Consider the following 18,765-nt stretch of genomic DNA (forward strand, 5'->3'; position numbering starts at 1 on the left):
AGCATAAGAGTATTTATAAGTTAATCCTTGGTGATGCACCATTGTACTTTACAAGTAGCGGGAGAGCTGGTGTGTATTAAGGGTAGATTGTTTGTTGCTTTTTCATTACTAAATCGATTTAGATTTATCGTAAATTTTCATTGCAAACGGTTTCTAGTCCTGTACAGCTGTGTTTAAGTTCACCTAAGCACAAACTCCCTTAGAGATATTTTTTGCTAGCAACGCGTTTACAGTCAATAGTTAATGCTAAGCTGTTTCTGTTTATATGTCATAGAAGCTACGCTCCGTAGCCCTGTCATCGACAGTTATGCGAAGGCTTTAGAGGATAAGTGACTCTCTATCCGTCGACGCAAGGAAGTAAGCGCCAGTAAGTAGCTTGTTTGCATCATTTTGCCTCTTGATGCGAGGTTGTTCTCCTGTTCTCAAAAACTAGGGGCAGAGACTTTCATGCCTTCTGTTTTCTGCACACTACCCCCAAAAATTCCCACAACTACTCATTTCCCTCTATGAAGAAGCCTTTACCTCTTCTCTGTCTACTCATACTGCTGCTAATTTCAGTAGAATCCTGGGCGCAAGCTGTTATAAAAGGAACTGTTACAGGTGTGACAGATAACAGTGGTTTGCCAGGCGTTAGTATAGCTGTAAAAGGCACCAGCACGGGCACTATAACAGATGCTCAGGGAGCCTACTCGCTAACTCTTCCTGCGGGTAGCAACACGCTGGTTTTCTCCTTTATAGGATATGAAACCAAAGAAATAACGGCAAACGCCTCATCTACAGTTAATGTGCGGCTAAAAACCGACCAGAAGGCCCTAGAAGAGGTTGTTGTTATTGGCTACGGCTCAGTAAAAAAGAGCGACGTGACCGGGGCCGTATCATCCGTGAAAACCGAGGACATCCTGAAGACCATTCCTACCAGCATCAACCAAGGGCTGCAAGGACAAGTGGCGGGCGTGCAGGTGAACCGCAGCGACGGAGCCCCCGGCGCGGGTATCAGCCTGACCATTCGTGGTGCAAATTCCTTTACGGGTAGTGAGCCGCTGTATGTGATTGATGGTATTCCGTTTACCTCGCCCACACCTACCGGTTCTTCCGTTGGCGGGGCCAACCCATCGGGCGGGGCAGGGCAGTCGACCAACGCCTTGTCCTACATCAACCCCCAGGATATTGAGTCGATGGAAATCCTGAAGGATGCATCGGCTACCGCCATCTACGGCTCACGCGGGGCCAACGGCGTAGTGCTGATTACTACTAAGAAGGGCAAGACCGACAAAGACCGCATCGAGCTAGTGGCTAACACAAGCGTTTCGGAAATTTCCAAGCGCGTCAACATGCTCAACGCCTATCAGTACGCCCAGTTTCAGAATGAGGCGCAGCGCAACGCTGAAATCTACAACGGCTACGCACCGAACACGCTGCCTTTCCCCGGCATCCAGGGATTCGACCCAACTATTGGCGACTCGACCTACCTGCCAGCCCCAGAAGACTTCCTGAACGGCACGGCCGGCGACTCCTACCCAGACGGCTTCACAGGTACCAACTGGCAGGATCAAATCTTCCGCCGGGCTCTCACCAAGGACTATACCCTGCGCATGTCGGGCGGCAGCGACAAAGGCACCTACTCGGTGTCGGGCAACATGCTGGATCAGCAGGGTATTATCGTCAACTCAGGCTTTAAGCGCTACGGCTTGCAGGCTAACATTGTGCGGAAAGTGCACAAGTGGATTGAGTTAGGTACCAACAACAATATCAGCTTCACAACCTACAACCTGGGCAAAACCAACTCCAACGGCAACGAGGCCAGCATCATCAGCTCGGCGCTGGTGTTCCCGCCTACCTATCCGGTATCCTCCCCCCAGTCGAAAGCACGGGAAGACAATACCTCCTGGTACGCCGCTGCTAACCCCTACAACTACACCCGCACAGCCAAGGACCAGACCCACTCTACAGGTATCTACTCCTCGACATACGCGCAGCTGACGTTTACCGACTATCTCTCTTTCCGGCAGAACCTGGGGGTGAACTACAATGTGAACAACCGGGAAGTGTACTACAGCCGCCGCTTGCAGGAGGCGCGCACCACTAATGGCTACGCCTACTCTGCGGATGATACGTGGCGTGGCATTACGCTGGAATCTATCCTGAATTTCAACCGCACCTTTCACCAGGACCACAGCGTCAATGCCGTAGCAGCCGTAACGCGGGAAACGGGCTACTCCTATTACCGCAACATGTCGGTGCGCGGCTTCCCCGACGACTTGCTGCAAAACAACAATATCAGTGCTGGTCTCAACCAGAAGACCTTGGGCAGTGGCAAGTCGGAAAACGGGTTGTTCTCTATGCTGGGCCGCGTCAACTACAGCTACAAAGGCAAGTACCTGGCTACAGCTTCGTTCCGCCGCGATGGTTCCAGCCGCTTCACCACCCGCAATAAGTACGCAAACTTCTCTTCGTTTGCGCTGGCCTGGAATGCGGGCGACGAAACCTTTGTGCAGGACATGAACCTGTTTAGCACCCTGAAATTTCGGGTGGGCTACGGCCAGACGGGCAACCAGGGCATTGGGTCCTACCGCTCCCTACCCTATTTCGCATTTTCGGCCTACCCCATCAACGGCACATTGCAGCCCGGCTATGCCGACGTAACCTGGCGCGGTCCGGCCGATGTGAACCTGCGGTGGGAAACTACGGACCAAGTAAATGCCGGCGTGGATATGGGCTTTATGCAGAACCGCTTCACGGTGACAGTGGATGTGTACAAGAAAAAGACCCACGACCTGTTGCAGCCCATCCAGATTCCGAACAGCACAGGCTTTACTACCCAACTCACCAACTTCGGCACCGTGGAGAACAAGGGCCTGGAAATCTCCGGCATTGGCGCACTCGTAACGACGCCGCGTTTCAACTGGAATCTCAACGCCAACATCTCTTTCAACCGCAACCAGATGCTGGATCTGCCCGGCGACCAGTTTGCCGGTAGCCTCTACAACAACTTCGACAACTTCTTCCTGCAGCGCAACGGACAGCCCATTGGTACGGTGTACGGCTTCGTGGAAGACGGTTTTTACGACAACTTAGCGGAGGTAGTGGCCGACCCCTACTACGCGGGCCAGTCGGAGGAAGTACAGCGCATGATGATTGGGGAAATCAAGTACAAAAACTTCGATGAAGACCCCGCCATTACGGCCAATGACCGCCGGATCATTGGCAATACGAACGCGAAATACAACTTCGGTGTCACTAACAGCTTCTCGTACCGGAACTTCAACCTGAGCGTGTTCTTCCAGGGCGTACAGGGCAACGACATTGTAAATACCAACCTGTACCAGATTCGGATGGGCAAGGTGGCCAACATCCCCCAGTTTGTGTACGACGGACGGTGGACGCCCGAAAATGCCGCCAACGCTACCTGGCCGAAGGCCCTGGCCGCTGATACGCGCCAGCCACGCCTCTCAGACCGTCTGGTGCAGGATGGCTCCTATGTGCGCCTGAAGAATATCAACGTGGGTTACGTCTTCAAGAACCTAGCCCCCTTCATTGATGCCATTAACGTGTACGCCAGCGTTAGCAACGTGCTGACCTTCACCAAATACAAGTGGTACGATCCGGACGTTAACGCCTTCGGCAGTGATGCTTCCCGCCGTGGTGTTGACATGAATTCCTACCCCAACAGCCGCACCTTCACCCTGGGGGTAAGCGCTGGCTTCTAATCTCAAGACCTAGGTAGTCTCTCATCAGATGAAAAAGATACAAGTACTTGCCCTCCTGTTTGCTGCTTCACTTGCTAGCACTGCTTGCACTGATTTTTTGGAAGAAAAGCCGCTGGATTTCGTTACGCCCGATCAGGTAACTGACGCCAACTTTATTGCCAACGGCGCACTCAACACGCTGGCGTCGGGCTCTATGTTCCGCTACGGGCCGTTTCCGAACCTATGGGACTACGACTCGGACGACGCCACGGGGCCTAGCTGGGCCTTTGGCGACGTGGGCGCTGGCAACTATCAATCCTACTGGGGCATCGACTACGGCTGGAATGGCCCCTATACCCTGATTCACCGTTGCAACTTTGGGATTTCGCAGATTACGTCCATGACGACGGCCGATGAGACGGTGAAACAGAACGCGCTCGGGCAACTGTATTTCCTGCGGGGTTGGGCGTACTTCCTACTCGTGCGGGCCTACGGCGCCGTGCCAGTGTTCGAGAAGGCCGTCACGGAGGGTGCCGATCCGCAACAGCCGCGCACTCCGGTGAAGGATGTATACGCCCTGATCATCGACAACCTGAAGCTGGCCGAAGCCAACCTGAAATCGACCACGAGCGCGGGCTACGAGCCGGGCCGCCCCAGCAAGGGTGCCGCCAGCAGTCTGCTGGCAAAAGTATATCTCACTATGGCTTCGGGCTCGCTATCCAGCGGGCAGGTGACAGTGATGGGCGGTAAGGCCTTTGAATTGGTGAACGGCAAAAAAGTGCTGCTGGCTCCACGCCCCATGACCCACAACAAAATGGTAGTAGCGGGCCTGGAAAGTCTGAACTCAGCCGAGTATTTTAAGCTGGCCCGCGACAAAGCACAGGAAGTGATGAACAGCGGCGAGTATTACCTGTTTCCTTCGCACGCCGAGGTGTGGACCGTAGCCAACCGTAACCGTGGGGAGCATATCTGGGCGCTGCAAAGCGTTTCCGAAAACCCTGATTTTGGCAACGAAATCTCCCTGTTCCGTCGTGGTCGCCTCGACCCCAGCAAGGCTGACCAGCTGGAAGGCGGCTGGATTGGTACTTCTTACCAGTGGTACCACAACTTTGAGGGAAACGACCAGCGCATCACCGACGGCGTGCTGCACCGCTGGAAAATGTGGAGCAACACCCAGTTTCACTACTACCCACTGAGCGACAGCTCCGTGGTGGAAGGGGTAGACAACAGCCCGGCTGCCGTGGCCAAGCGCGCCAAGTACGGCTACCAGCCCACCGACGTATCGGGCCTGGATGATGGCCGGATTGCCCGCCTGCGCAAGTTTGAAGCGGTAGCGAAAAACAACGTGACCCTGGGCGACTTTCATTTCCCACTGCTGCGCTACCCAGATGTGCTCTTGATTTTTGCCGAAGCTGATAACGAAGTGAGCGGTGGCCCAACCGCCGCCGCCAAAAACGCTGTAAATCAGATTCGGCGCCGCAACGGTGCCACGGAGGTAGGCAGCCTCAATCAGCGGGAATTTCGCTCGTTTGTGCTGGAAGAGCGCCGCCGGGAGCTGGCCCTGGAGGGCGACCGGCGCTGGGATCTGATCCGCTGGGGCATCTATCTGCCGGTGATGAACGCCATCGATATTGATGAGAACAACGTGATAAAGCGCCGCCAGCAGAAGCACCTGCTGTACCCGATTCCGATTTCGGAAGTGAATGCCAACAAGCTCATTGGCGGTAACAACCCTGGCTGGTAGCAACTCAGCAGGCACCTTCTGTGGGACTAGTTGGCCCCACAGAAGGTGCCTGCACTTCCCATCCCACTCCCTTCATACAATTCCCATGAACTCGTATACTTCTCTCAGTAAAGCAAGCGCTTTCGCGCTGCTGGCTGCTTCTCTCTTGTTTTCTTCCTGCGAAAAAGAGGACGACAACGTGTGTGGTGGCATGCCTACCGTTAGCCAGGTAAGCGCCCCCACCGACCGTACCTCGAACCTGACCACCGGTAAGCTCGCCGAATGGGTTATCATCCAGGGTAGTAACTTCTGCAACGTGCAGAAAGTGATGTTTAATGACGTGGAAGCCGACTTGAAAGACGCCTACATTACCTCCACGGAAATTACGCTGCGCGTGCCGCGGGCAATACCCAAAGACGTGACCAACAAGGTTAGCGTCACAACGGCCGCAGGCTCCGCCGAAACCCAGTACATGGTGTCTATTCCGGCGCTGGTAATAACGGGCATGAGCAACGAGTATACTCCCGCCGGACAGCGCATGGCCATTGTCGGGAAAAACTTCGACCTCTACGGCGTAACGCCCACCCAGGGCAAGCTGATGTGGGCGGGGGCTCCCGTTACCATCACCAAAGCCACTGCCGATTCCGTTTACTTCACCGTACCGGCCGCTGCCACGAAGGGCGCCACCGTGAAAGTGGTAGACGCCAACGGCATCACCCGCGCCGTGCCCGGTCAGTACAAGGACGACCGCAACATTCTGTTTGGGTATGATACCGGCGGCAGCGTGTGGGGCGGCAACGACTACATCACAGTGGGCCCTACGCCTGCGCCTATCAACGGCAGCTACCTGCGCGTCAACAAATCGATTAATTCCTGGGAATGGACCGAGTTTTCGGCTAGTCACCTTACTATTTCCAAGGACATAGTAGCCAATCCTAGCAACTACATGCTCAAGTTTGAGGTGAATACGCTGAAGCCGTTCAATGCCAACGTCATCAAGTTCCTTATCGATGGCAATGCCGACAAAGTGAACACCTACCAGTGGAAGCCCTCCGTGCCCTTCGATACCCGCGGCAAATGGAGCACCATGGCTATCAAGCTAACCGACGTTATCAACACGCCGTTGGCACCTTCCAAAGCTCAGTATGAGGTTAAGTTCTTATTTCATGGCGACGGTGCGCTGAATGCGGATATAGCGTTCGACAACTTTCGGATAGTACCGAAAGACTAAGTGCAAACACCACAAACTCACTTCTTGTCCCGCGGCTGATTGAGGTCGTACCGATAGGTTTTGTACAGACTCACACACTGCTTACCCCAAGATTGCTGCCCTGGGCTTTTGTCGTTGCCATATCCTTAGGCAGCACAAGTACCTCCCAACCTTTCCATGAAAAAAATAGCACTCTTTCTCCTTGGCCTAGCCTTTTCCTCCTCAGGATTCGGCCAAGGCAACAACTACACCCAGAAGTACACCAAGTACGACGGCCTCGCCCTGACCCCGCCCATGGGCTGGAACAGCTGGAACAAATTTGCCTGCAACGTCGATGAGAAGCTCATCAAAGAAATGGCCGATGCGCTGGTTAGCTCCGGCATGAAAGATGCAGGCTACACCTACATCAACATCGACGACTGCTGGCACGGCGAGCGGGATGCGCAGGGGTTCATCCATCCCAACAAAGACCGTTTTCCCTCCGGCATGAAGGCCCTGGCCGATTATGTGCACAGTAAGGGCCTGAAGCTGGGCATCTACTCCGATGCCGGTTCCCAGACTTGCGGCGGTAGGCCCGGCAGCCGGGGCTACGAGTTTCAGGATGCTCAGCAGTACGCCAGCTGGGGAATCGACTACCTGAAGTACGACTGGTGCAACACAGAGGGGCTGAAGGCTGAGGGCGCCTACAAAACCATGACGGCGGCGCTGCAAAAAGCTGGACGGCCGGTCGTACTCAGCATCTGCGAGTGGGGCAACGATACGCCCTGGATCTGGGGGCAGACGGTAGGGCATCTGTGGCGCACTACCGGCGACATCTACAACTGCTTTGACTGCATTGAGGACCACGGCACGTGGAAGTCGTTTGGGGTGATGGCCATTCTGGATAAGCAGGAAGGACTGCGGCAGTACGCCGGACCCGGCCACTGGAACGACCCAGACATGCTGGAGGTAGGCAACGGCATGCCCGCAAACGAAGACCGGGCGCACTTTACGATGTGGTCGATGCTGGCCGCGCCTCTCATCACGGGCAACGATTTGCGTAAGATGAGCAAGGAAACCGCCGATATCCTCATCAACCGGGAGGTGCTGGCCGTGAACCAGGACAAGCTAGGAGTACAGGGTTTTAAATATGCCAGCAAAGACAGCGTAGAAACCTGGCTGAAGCCTCTAGAGGGCGGCAAGTGGGCGGTTACGTTCCTCAACCGCAGCCGCAAGCCCCAGACCGTTGGCTTCGACTGGAAAACGACGCCCGTCACCGACGACTTATCCAAACAGGAGTTGAACGCCGCCAAAACCACCTACAAAGTGCGCAACCTGTGGACGAAAAAGGACGCCGGCACCACCAAAAAGGCCTTTGCCGCCACCGTGCCCGCCCACGATGTGGTGATGCTACTGCTGACCAAATAACCAGCAGGTGAGTTGAGTACGAAAAAGCAGCCATTAGCCTCGCGCGTGGCTGCTTTTTGTGCTTTTAGCTTTCCTCTCGGCAATTTTTGCTAGGGAGATATCCAACCAAAATAAACCGATAGTATCGTGAATTCTTATTTTTCTGATCGTTACCGCATGTGGAAACCATTGCTGACCGCCAGCGTGCTCCTGCTGGGCGCCAGCGTGCAAAAAGCCGCAGCTCAGGTAGAACTAGCTCCCTGGGGCAACCTCACCGGCATTCGTACCGATGGGCAGCTCCTGGCGTTTGGAACGAGCCTGCGCGTTGTGAAAGCCGATGGCCGGGTGACGGAAACCGGCAAGGAGCGTCAGCGCCCCAAGTACACGCGCGAGGGTAACCAGCAGCTAGTTACAACCCGGCTGGATAGCCTGGATTTTGTAGAAACCGTGCAGGATGCCGGGCCAAACCAGGCTCGTGTGCAGGTGCAGCTTACGGCCCGCGGCAATATGCCCAACAGCAGCGGCGTGTACTTCAGCGTGCTGCCTCCTGCCGCTACCTACCCGGACAGCACCACGGTAGAAGTGTGGGATGCCCGCGGCGCGGTGCTGACCAAGGGCACGCTCGGCAGCCTTACCCTCCCGAGCACCCCCGCCAGTAGCATCCGCCTGGTGGCTCCTACCCGGCAGCTTACCATCAGCTTCGGCGAGCCGATGCCCGTGCTGCTGAAGCAGGAAACGGGCAAGGATGGGCCGCACTACCAGTTTCTCCTGCCTTTGTTGACGGGTAGTGTGCAGCAGGGGCAAACCGCACAGAAAACCTTCACTATCCAAACCACCGGCAGCATTGACCGCGCCCCCATCCGGCTGACGTTGAACCCGGCGCAGCCCGGCCACGTCTTTGCTGGTTTTGGGGGCAATTTTCGCCTGCAAAACCCCAAAAACGACCCACAGGTAATCAACTACGCGCTGCAAAACATGCGCGTAGCCTGGGGCCGGGTAGAGATGCCTTGGCAGTTGTGGCAGCCCAACCAGGCTCAAGACCCCACGGCTGCCGCCTGGCAAGGTCAGCTGCACCCGCACGTGCGCGAGTCGATGGAGATGGCGCAGAAGCTCAGCAAGCGGGATATTCCCATCATTCTCTCGGCGTGGTCGGCGCCGGCGTGGGCCGTGGTGGGTACCCCAGTTAATGGCAGTGGCCCTGGGCCAGATGGCAAGTGGGGCAACCCGCTAAACCCCACCAACCTACAGGCTAGCTACAAGTCCATTGCCGATTACATTCAGTACCTCAAAGACCAGTATGGCGTGGACGTGGCGCTATTTTCCTTCAACGAGTCGGACCTAGGTATCAACATCCGTCAGACTAGCCAGGAACACGCCCAACTTATCAAGGAGCTAGGAGCTTACTTTGCCAGCCGAGGCCTGGAAACCAAGCTGTTGCTGGGCGACAACTCCGATTCGAATAGCTACGAGTTTATGAATTCTGCCTTGCAGGATGCCAGCACGCACCCCTACATCGGGGCCGTGTCGTTTCACTCGTGGCGGGGTTGGGAAACCGAAACCCTGCAAAAGTGGTCGGCCGCCGCCGAGCAGCTCCGCCTCCCGCTGATTGTGGGCGAGGGGAGTATTGATGCGCAAGCCTGGGGCTACCCTAGTATTTTCCTGGAGCCGACCTACGCGCTGGAGGAAATTAGTCTGTATACGCGGCTGCTAGCTGTTTGTCAGCCTCTTACCATTCTGCAATGGCAGCTCACGGCTGACTACTCGCCTATGGCCGGGGGCGGCATCTTCGGCGACAATACCCCGCTGCGGCCCACCCAGCGCTTTTGGAACCTGAAGCAGCTAGCGGCCACCCCCCAAGATGTAATGGCCCTACCTATCACTGCCGACCGCCCCGACGTATCCGCTGCGGCGCTGGGCAACAGCGAGAAAGGCACGTACGTGGTGCACCTCGTGAATAATGGCGCTACCCGTCGCGTGACGCTCACCGGCGTGCCCGCCACGGTAAAAAAGCTGCGCGTGTATACCACCGACAAAGCGCGCGCCATGCAGAAAGGCAAACCCGTACGCGTGCGCAAAGGCACAGTACAGTTCACGCTGGATGCCAGTAGCTACACTACCTTTATGAAGGAGTAGGCGCCATCATTAGCCATGAGGCTTACACAGTGGCCGTGTGCCGGTCCGACGCCGTAGGTGTCGGACCGGCACACGACCAAGCACATTACAATCAAAACAAAAAGCATGTCTTTGTTACCCAGATTCCTACTGCTGCTGAGCGCCGTGCTCCTAGCGCCGCCGCTGGTTGCGCAGCACCTCACCGACAGCATTCGGCTGAACCAAGTAGGCTTTTATCCGGCGGCGCCGAAGGTAGCCGTGGTGGTAGGGGCGGCAGCGGGTCCGTTCTACATCACCACGCCCGACCGGGCTACCGTCGTTTTCACGGGGAAGCTGGGGGAAGCGCGCACGGCCGAGCTGGCGCATCAGCAAACGCGGGTAGCCGACTTTTCGGCGCTTACCCGGCCGGGTACGTTCGTGGTCTGGATTCCAAAGGTGGGCTACTCCTACACGTTTCGCATTCAGCCTAAAGTGCACGAGGGCGTAGCTCAGGCTGCCCTGAAGGGCTACTACTACCAGCGAACCGCCATGGCGCTGCTACCGGCCTACGCGGGCCGCTGGAGCCGCCCGGCCGGCCACCCCGATACGCGGGTGCTGGTGCATGGCTCAGCGGCCAGCGCCGCGCGGCCTGCTGGCACGGTGCTCTCGTCGCCGCGGGGCTGGTACGATGCGGGGGATTACAACAAGTACATTGTCAACTCCGGTATCACCGTCGGCACGCTGCTGTCGTTGTACGAGGACTTTCCGGCCTACTGTGCTCAGTTTAAAGTTAACATTCCTGAAAGCCAAAACGCCCTGCCCGACGTGCTGGACGAGGTGCTTTGGAATCTGCGCTGGATGCTGACTATGCAGGACCCGCACGATGGCGGTGTGTACCACAAGCTAACCAACGCTTCGTTTGACGCCATGGTGATGCCCAACCAGGCCACCACGCCGCGCTATGTGGTGCAGAAAAGCACGGCGGCCACCCTCGACTTTGCCGCCGTGCTGGCCCAGGCCAGCCGGGTGCTACGCCGATTCGATAAGCAATTGCCCGGCCTAGCCGACTCCTGCTTGCGGGCATCGCGGCAGGCGTGGGACTGGGCGCAGGTTCACCCGGCCGTGCTCTACCGGCAAAACGAGATGAACAAGCAGTTTCAGCCGGCCATCGTGACGGGCGCCTACGACGACAACTCCATGCAGGACGAGTTTATCTGGGCGGCTACCGAGCTGTACATCACCACCAAGGACGACCGCTACTACGCGGCCGTGCCGCTGTTTCCGGATGAGCAGGTGCCTGCCCCCGCCTGGAATCAAGTGCGGGCGCTGGCCTACTACTCGCTGGCGCGCAGCAAGGCTATCCTCACGCCCACTGCCCGCCAAGAGGTGCCCAAGCTGGAAGCCCGCCTGATTGCCGCCGCCGATGCCCTACAGCAGAACTACACGGCCCAGGCCTACCAAACGGTGATGGGCAAACGGGCCGCCGACTATACCTGGGGCGGGAGTGCCACAGCAGCCAACCAGGGAATTTTGCTTATTCAAGCCTACCACCTCACCAGCAAGCCGCAATATTTGCAGGCGGCGCTTTCTAACCTCGACTACCTGCTGGGCCGCAATGCCACTGGCTATTCCTTCCTCACGGGTAGCGGCACCAAATCGCCGCAGCACCCGCACCACCGGCCCTCGGAGGCCGATGGCATAGCCGCGCCGGTACCCGGTTTGCTGGTAGGCGGCCCCAACCCCGGTCGCCAGGACAGCTGCGCCTACCCTTCGACGCTGCCCGCCCTAGCCTACTCCGACAACGTGTGCTCCTACGCCTCCAACGAAATTGCCATCAACTGGAATGCACCCCTAGTATATCTGGCAGCGGCGCTGGAAGCATTCCAAACCAAGCTAAAGTAGCTCCGACATCAGGGAAGATTTGTGAAGGGTATATAGGGTAGCGACACAACGTATTGTGTTGCTACTCCATATACAAACTTGAACCTGTTCCAGAAAGTCGAGACGTTGCAGCACGACGGTCAAGCTGACTAGGTAGCTACAGGATGGCGGGACGGGCAGGCGCTTTTTCGGTTTTCAGCTTTAGCGTGGCCATTTTCAGACCCTTTGCCGTGGCGGTGAGGGTGATGGTGCCGGGTTCTTTTGTTGTCTGAACCAACACCTGGGCTAGGCCGTTGAACGTCTTCCGCTGCCAGGGCGCCGCCGGGATAAACACCTGAATGGTGCCGAAATTAGTGTTCACCACATCCCAGTCATGTTCTTTGGTCAGGGGCGTTGCCACTATCTCGATGGTATTCCGACCCGGCTTGAGCAGAGTTGGCGCCAGACGAAACACGTTGCCTTCGGGGCTCTGCTTCAGGTCTTTGGCTATTTCCTGCCCATTGATAAAAAGGTGCTGCTCCCGGCCAATGCTGTTGTAGAACAACGTGACCTGGGCGTTGGCAACCTCAGCGGGTAACTCAAAGGTGCCCCGGTGACGGTAGGCGGGCGCCAGCTTTTTGTAGTCGCGCTGCACGAAGGCGGGCTGCCAGGTAGCAGCTTGGTGCTGCGCCTGCGCCGCTACGCCCGCCGCCAAGCTAGCCACGGGTGCTTCCTCCACTTCCTGGATAGCCACCATCTGGCTGGTTTCCACGAACTTCTCCTTTTCCCGCGACGTAGGGTTGCCGTTGCCAACACCGATAATTCTGCCGGGGCCGTTGATGGAAAAGGTGATGTCCTCGTTGGCGGTTGGTACGGTCAGGTTGCGGCGGTCGGTTACGGCCACGGTTACCACTGCTAGGTCCTCGCCGTCGGCTTGAAGCGCGGTTTTGTGCGGAGTGAGCTGAATGGCGGCGGCCTGGTCCGTAGTTCTGACCACCTCCGTCAGCGTCTTCCGGCCGTTTTTGTAGCCGCGGGCTTCCAGCGTGCCCGGTGCGTAGTTGACTTGCCAGGCTACGTGGGAGTTCAGCGGCACGGCTTTCCTACCAAGGCTTTTCTTGTTCAGGAACAGTTCTACTTCATCGCAGTTGGTGTAGGCCCACACGTTTATGGGCTGGCCCTGGCGGGCGGGCCAATTCCAGTGCGGCAGTAAGTGCAGGGTAGGCTGCTGGCTCCACCACGAGCGGAGGTAGTACACATTGTCCTTGGGAAAGCCGCACAAGTCCATCATCCCGAAGTACGACGTAACCGAGGGCCACTGGTAGGGCGTGGCTTCCCCACGGTAGTCGAAGCCCGTCCAGATAAACAGACCGGCCAAGTAGGGCCGCTCGGCGTAGAAGCGCCACCCTTCCTCAATGCTGTAGAACGAAGGCCGGGGCTTTTGGTCGTAGGCGGCCTGGTAGTGCAGCCGCGGGTCGGTCACGTACACGCCGCGGGTGGCAAACGTGGAGCCTTCCTCCGTGCCCATGCCGGGCTGGTTGGGAAACTGCCGGTGGTGGGCGTCGATATCGCCGTTGCCTAGGTAGTTGTAGCCCATTACTTCCAGCACATCCGAAATGCCGCTCCGGAAGCCCCCGCTGATGCCAGCCGTGCAGAGTCGTGTCGAGTCGAGGCTGTGCGCGTAGGCCTGCATGGTGGTGGCAATGCGCGCGCCCGTCGTGCTGTTTTCGATGCCCCATTCCTCGTTGCCAATCGACCAGCTGATGATACTCGGGTGGTTACGGTCGCGCACAATCATGCCCTTCAGATCTTGCTGCATTTGGTAGTTGGTGCCCATCAGGCGGTTCTCGTCAATCACCAGCATGCCAAGCTGGTCGCAGGCGGCTAGCAGTTCCGGGGTAGGCGGGTGGTGCGAGCAGCGGTAGGCATTCGAGCCCATAGCTTTCAGCGCCCGGATGCGGAAGTACTGCAACTCGTCGGGCAGGGCCGTGCCTACCCCGGCGTGGTCCTGGTGGTTGTTGGTACCCTTGAGCTTTACCGGCTTGTCGTTCAGGAAAAAACCTAGCTTGGCATCAAAGCGAATAGTCCGAATCCCGAACGGCGTGTCGTAGCAGTCTACCTCCCGGTTGCCCACCAGCACGGTGGTGCGCAGCGTGTACAGGTAGGGCGACTCCAAATCCCACCGCCGGGCGTTGGCCACCGGCAACGTCAGCGTGATTTCGCGCTGTTGAAGCGGTGCCAGGGCCACCGCGCCGTGCTGTTTGCTAGCCACCACGTGGCCCTGGGCATCGAGAATGGTTTGCCTCACAACGCAGGTATGCGCGTTCTTGCCTTGGTTCAGGAGGGTGGCGCGGGCCGTCACGTCGGCGGCAGTGCCGGCTACCTGGGTTGTTACCCACGTGCCGTTGGGGGCCACGTGCACGGGATTGGTTTTGGTGAGCCACACGTGCCGGTAAATGCCCGCACCCTCGTAGTACCATCCCTCGGGCATGGTGGCATCTACCCGCACCGCCACCACATTGCGGCCGCCGTAGTTAAGGTAGTCCGTAATATCGTACCGGAAGCTGTTGTAGCCGCTGTGCTCGTTGCCGAGGTAGTGGCCATTCACCCACACCTGGGCATTGCGGTACACGCCGTCAAACTCCAGGGTGAGTTGCCGCCCTAGGTCCTCGGCCGGAACGCGAAACGCTTTGCGGTACCACCCCACGCTGGTAGTGGGGAAGTTGCGCCCAATGGCTTTGTAGCCGTGGCTGTGCTGGGCCGTGCTGTCGAAGGGCAGCTCCACGGCCCAGTCGTGCGGCAGGTTGAGCTGCCGCCAGGCCCGATCATCAAAGGTGAGACTGGCCGCTCCATCGCCGTAGCCGGCCTTGGCGAGGTAGGAAAAGTAGCTGGTGCCGTTGCTGAAATCCTGGTTGGTATTGAAGGGGTGGCCCAGCGCGAAATGCCAGTTGGTATCCATCGAATACCGCTCTCTGCCTGGTTCAGATGGGGTTTGCGCGAAAGAGAAAGGTGCCCAGCACAGCAGCGCAACAAGGAGTTTTCGGTAGAGCATAGCGGTAGAGGCTGCTGACTATTATAGGCGGTTAAAAGATAAGGCTAGGTTAGTTCTAAAAGGCTGGTAGAGTCCGCTGTAGAGACACAACATTCTGTGTCTCTACAGCGGACTCTACCAGCCCGGCTCAGGCCGCGCTTACTGCCGTCGGCACTGGTTCTGCTACCAGGTAGGCGGCGCCAAACACGCCCGCGCTGTCGCCAAGCAGCGGCTTAACGACTGGCGCCTCAAACTGATGGTCAAAAATGTGCTGTTGCACGCTGGCCACGCCGGCCTCGTATAGGCAGTCGATGTTGCCAACCCCGCCGCCAATCACAATCACGTCGGGGTCCAGCAGGTTGACGACGCTGCTCAGGGCGAGGCCGAAAAAGCTGGTGAGGCGCTCCAGGGTCTGAGTAGCTACGGTGTCGTGGCCGTGGGCGGCCCGTTCTACTATTTCGGGCAAGCTGCGCGGCTGCTCGCTGCGGTGGGCGTAGTACTGCTCCAGGGCCGGACCCGCCAGAATACTCTCATTGCAGCCCGTTTTGCCACAAAAGCAAGCGTCGCCTTCCGCCGCGCTTAGGTAGTTGTGGCCCCACTCGCCGGCAATGCCGTGGTAGCCCTCTAGAATCTGCCCGTTCACGACCAGGCCGCCGCCCACACCCGTGCCAAGGATGATACCAAAGACCACTTTAGCGTCGGGAAAGTGCTGCCGCACAACGCCCAGCCGGGTTTCGGCCAAGGCAAAGCAGTTGGCATCGTTGGCCATAACCACGCGCATGCCGAGCAGCTGTTCCAGGTCGGCGCGTACGGGCTGGCCGTTGAGCACGGTTGCGTTGCAGTTTTTCATCAGCCCCGACTTTGGAATGGTGGTGCCTGGCGTGCCAATGCCTATTTGCTCGGCGCGGTAGCCGGCGGCGGCTTCTAAATGCTGCACCAATTGGGCTACCTGCCCTAAGATGTGCGCGTAGCCGTGCGCCACCCCAGTCGGCACGCGGTACCGAAGTAACACCTCGGGTTCTTGCGCCGACTTTAGAATAACGCCTTCTATTTTGGTGCCGCCTAGGTCAATTCCCCATAGGTTGTGCTGTTGGTTGAAGTGTGTCATGTTGATAAGTGCTGATTGTAGAGCCGTTGGAAAACTGCTCCCTCGTATTGTTAGAAAATGAAAACACCCTGCCTGCCTACCACCCTAAGCGGCGTTTTAGGTAGGCCGTGAGTTCGGCGGCAATAAGCTGATGCTCAGCCACGCTAGGATGACTATCGCAGCCGCTGGTATAGCTGCGCGAAAAGAAGAATTTATGCACGGCTGCATCGCCGGCCGCATTAGTTTGGGCAACTATACTTGTCAGGTAGCGCTGCAACACGGCTGTCAGCCGAGCATCGGCCATGGGACTGGTGAGGCACACTAGCTGCGCCTTTGGGTAGTGCCGACGTAGCTTCTGAAGGAACGATAGGTAATTGCGGCAGAACACGGTTGAATCCTGCACGCCGTCGTTCTGGCCCAGGCACACGGTCACCACGTCAGGCTGGTAGCGGCTAAAGTCCCACGGCAGCAGGTTCTCGCGCATGTTAATTTTGTCGTATACCTGGGGCATGACGTAGGGCAAGTTGCAGCAGCTGTGCATCAGGCCAATGCCCGATACGGCCGTGAGTTGCCACTCGGCCCCTAAGGCGCGGGCAGTAGTAGGGCCATAGGCTTGGTAGGCGTTATGCTGATCTTCCCATTTCCCTTTGCCACACGGCACCGACGATTCATCACTACTAGCCCCGCAGGTAATGGAGTTGCCAATGAACTCGATACGCCGCGTAGGACGGGCCACCGGAGGAAGTAGCTTGGCGCAACGCAACCCCACAAACTCCAGGTAGCCGATGTTCGATTCGGTGTTCTTGCACACCGTGAGCGTATGCACCTTGCCGGGTAGGTTCTCGGCCACGGTTATTGTGTTTTCCTTGGCCGTCAGGAGCAGGCGTGTTGGCTTGCCATCCACCACTACTTCCAGGTAGTTGTGCTTGCCCCACAGCATCTCATCATTGACCACTACTGCGCAAGATGGTCCCGAAAACCGGGCGGTAAAATACGCCCCCGGCGCCCAGCAGCGGGGCTTTTTAACGTCCCTAAAATCAACGCGCCCAGTGTACTGGATATACGGGTTGTCGGCAGGGTAGAAGGTAGTAGGCTTGGGCTTCGCTACGGCCAAAGTTGGCAGTGACAGCGCTAGTAGCAATACGGAGAAGACGTGTTTCATGCAAAAGGAGCACAGTAAAAGAATCAGGGCTTGCTTGCCGCGCCTGCGGGCGCATCGGTCCGGAACGGCACAGCGGGCAAGCCTTCACGGTTGTAAAGGTTGCCAAGCGGGTTGTTGGCCCAGCTGTAACGCACGGCTACCGGCGAGGGCACGGCCGCGCAGGTCAGCACTACTTCCTTCGGCCCTGCAAGCGTGGCAGTAGCCCAGTGAAACTGCCCATCGGCCCCGGCCACGGCAAAACCACTGAGCGTGGTGGTACCGCTTTTCAGCAGTAGGCCCGAGCCCGTGTTGGTGAACGTTAGGCGCACCTGCTTACCATCCACGCGCAAGCGCTGGAAGGTAGGGCCCGCAGCTACTACCTTTTTATCGCCATACGCTACTTGGCGCGCTACCAGGGCTAAGCGGTGGCCCACGTCCTGCTTGTTGGCAGGGTGAATGTCGTCGGGGTCTCCTAGGTCAATGGCCACGGCCATGCCCGTACGAGGTAGGGCCAGGGCCTGCGCCTGGGCTTCGCGCACCTCAGCCCAGTCAGAAGGGCCGGGGAGGGGTAGGGTCTTGGTGAAGTTGGCGAGCTGCACAAATAAGAAAGGCAGCTCGCTCCCCCAACGGGCGCGCCAGTCGCGGATAAGGGCCGGAAACAGCGTGCGGTACTGCGCACCCCGGCCGGTATTGCTTTCACCCTGGTACCAGATAACGCCTTTCAGGGCATAAGGCTGCAAGGGCGCAATCATACCATTGTAGAGCACCGTAGGCGTATTCTGAGCGTCTTTTTCTAGTGTAGCAGGGCGAGCAGGACGCTGCGCTAAAGCAGCCAACGGGGCCTGAAAATCGGGCAACTGTTGTAGGGCTTCGGCGCTTACCCAGGCTTCGGCCGGTGTGCCACCCCAGGGGCTGCTGATTATCCCAATGGGCACATGGTAACGCTGGTACAAGTCGCGGGCAAAAAAGTAGGCCACGGCCGAAAAGCTGCCGGCTGTGGCGGGGCTGCATACCTGCCAGTTATAGCCCTCATTCTCGGTTTGAGGTTGATACGCCACCACTTTCTGCACCGTAAACTGCCGAATCTGCGGGAAGTCGGCCATGGCTACTTCCTGCTCAGCGTTCAGAATAAGCGGATAGGCACCGGGCGCAGGCGCATTTTTGTCGCGCAACGGCAGTTCCATATTCGACTGACCCGAGGCTAGCCACACGTCGCCTACCAGCACATCATCCACCGTAAGGGTGTTCTGCCCTTTGATGGTAATTGTGTACGGCCCACCGGCCGGCGTGGCGGGTAGGGCTACCTGCCACCGTCCCGCCGCATTGGGGGTAGCTTGGTAGCTGCGTCCCCGAAACGTCACCGCCACCTGCTCGCCGGGCGCGGCCCACCCCCATACGGGCACTGGCACGTCGCGCTGTACCACCATGTGGTTGCCGACCAGCGCCGGCAAACGCACCGCAGCATGAGCCGCTGAGCCAGTGCCTAGGCCAGCGGCCAACAGCATCACCAGTAATGGTTTAGGATTGCTGAGATACATAAAAGAAAGACGAAC

At 58.0% G+C, this 18,765-nt stretch carries 10 protein-coding genes; 6 read left to right on the forward strand and 4 right to left on the reverse strand.

Going from position 1 to position 18,765, the window contains the following annotated elements:
* Positions 1 to 506: 506 nt before the first annotated feature.
* From CHB83_RS20935 to CHB83_RS20960, 6 genes are all read left to right on the forward strand, one after another.
* Positions 507 to 3,707: a SusC/RagA family TonB-linked outer membrane protein gene (locus CHB83_RS20935; RefSeq protein ID WP_089334121.1), complete on the forward strand. Its 3,201-nt coding sequence runs from the start codon at positions 507 to 509 to the stop codon at positions 3,705 to 3,707.
* A 28-nt stretch (positions 3,708 to 3,735) separates the two neighbouring features.
* Positions 3,736 to 5,430: a RagB/SusD family nutrient uptake outer membrane protein gene (locus CHB83_RS20940; RefSeq protein ID WP_089334122.1), complete on the forward strand. Its 1,695-nt coding sequence runs from the start codon at positions 3,736 to 3,738 to the stop codon at positions 5,428 to 5,430.
* Between the two features lie 85 nt (positions 5,431 to 5,515).
* Positions 5,516 to 6,640, forward strand: a complete 1,125-nt coding sequence (locus CHB83_RS20945) for a glycan-binding surface protein (protein ID WP_179225592.1) — start codon at positions 5,516 to 5,518, stop codon at positions 6,638 to 6,640.
* A 156-nt stretch (positions 6,641 to 6,796) separates the two neighbouring features.
* Positions 6,797 to 8,026 carry a glycoside hydrolase family 27 protein gene (locus CHB83_RS20950; protein ID WP_089334124.1) on the forward strand — a complete coding sequence of 410 codons (1,230 nt, stop codon included), beginning with the start codon at positions 6,797 to 6,799 and terminating at the stop codon, positions 8,024 to 8,026.
* Between the two features lie 156 nt (positions 8,027 to 8,182).
* Complete coding sequence (locus CHB83_RS20955; RefSeq protein WP_089334125.1) at positions 8,183 to 10,138, forward strand: glycoside hydrolase; 1,956 nt, start codon at positions 8,183 to 8,185, stop codon at positions 10,136 to 10,138.
* A gap of 105 nt (positions 10,139 to 10,243) precedes the next feature.
* Positions 10,244 to 11,998: a glycoside hydrolase family 9 protein gene (locus tag CHB83_RS20960; RefSeq protein WP_089334126.1), complete on the forward strand. Its 1,755-nt coding sequence runs from the start codon at positions 10,244 to 10,246 to the stop codon at positions 11,996 to 11,998.
* A 136-nt stretch (positions 11,999 to 12,134) separates the two neighbouring features.
* On the opposite strand, the gene galA is transcribed toward CHB83_RS20960, so the two are convergent.
* The 4 genes from galA to CHB83_RS20980 form a co-directional block, all read right to left on the reverse strand.
* Complete coding sequence (galA, locus tag CHB83_RS20965) at positions 12,135 to 15,005, reverse strand: beta-galactosidase GalA (RefSeq protein WP_089334127.1); 2,871 nt, start codon at positions 15,003 to 15,005, stop codon at positions 12,135 to 12,137.
* Positions 15,006 to 15,132: 127 nt separating this feature from the next.
* A complete protein-coding gene (locus tag CHB83_RS20970; RefSeq protein ID WP_089334128.1) occupies positions 15,133 to 16,092 on the reverse strand; it encodes an ROK family protein in 960 nt (319 codons plus the stop codon).
* Positions 16,093 to 16,168: 76 nt separating this feature from the next.
* Positions 16,169 to 17,233 (reverse strand): SGNH/GDSL hydrolase family protein, encoded by a 1,065-nt coding sequence (locus tag CHB83_RS20975; protein WP_089334129.1) that lies wholly within the window; start codon positions 17,231 to 17,233, stop codon positions 16,169 to 16,171.
* A 23-nt stretch (positions 17,234 to 17,256) separates the two neighbouring features.
* Positions 17,257 to 18,750 (reverse strand): sialate O-acetylesterase, encoded by a 1,494-nt coding sequence (locus tag CHB83_RS20980; protein WP_089334130.1) that lies wholly within the window; start codon positions 18,748 to 18,750, stop codon positions 17,257 to 17,259.
* Positions 18,751 to 18,765 lie beyond the last annotated feature (15 nt).

The organism is Hymenobacter mucosus (genome assembly GCF_900188255.1).
GTDB lineage: Bacteria > Bacteroidota > Bacteroidia > Cytophagales > Hymenobacteraceae > Hymenobacter > Hymenobacter mucosus.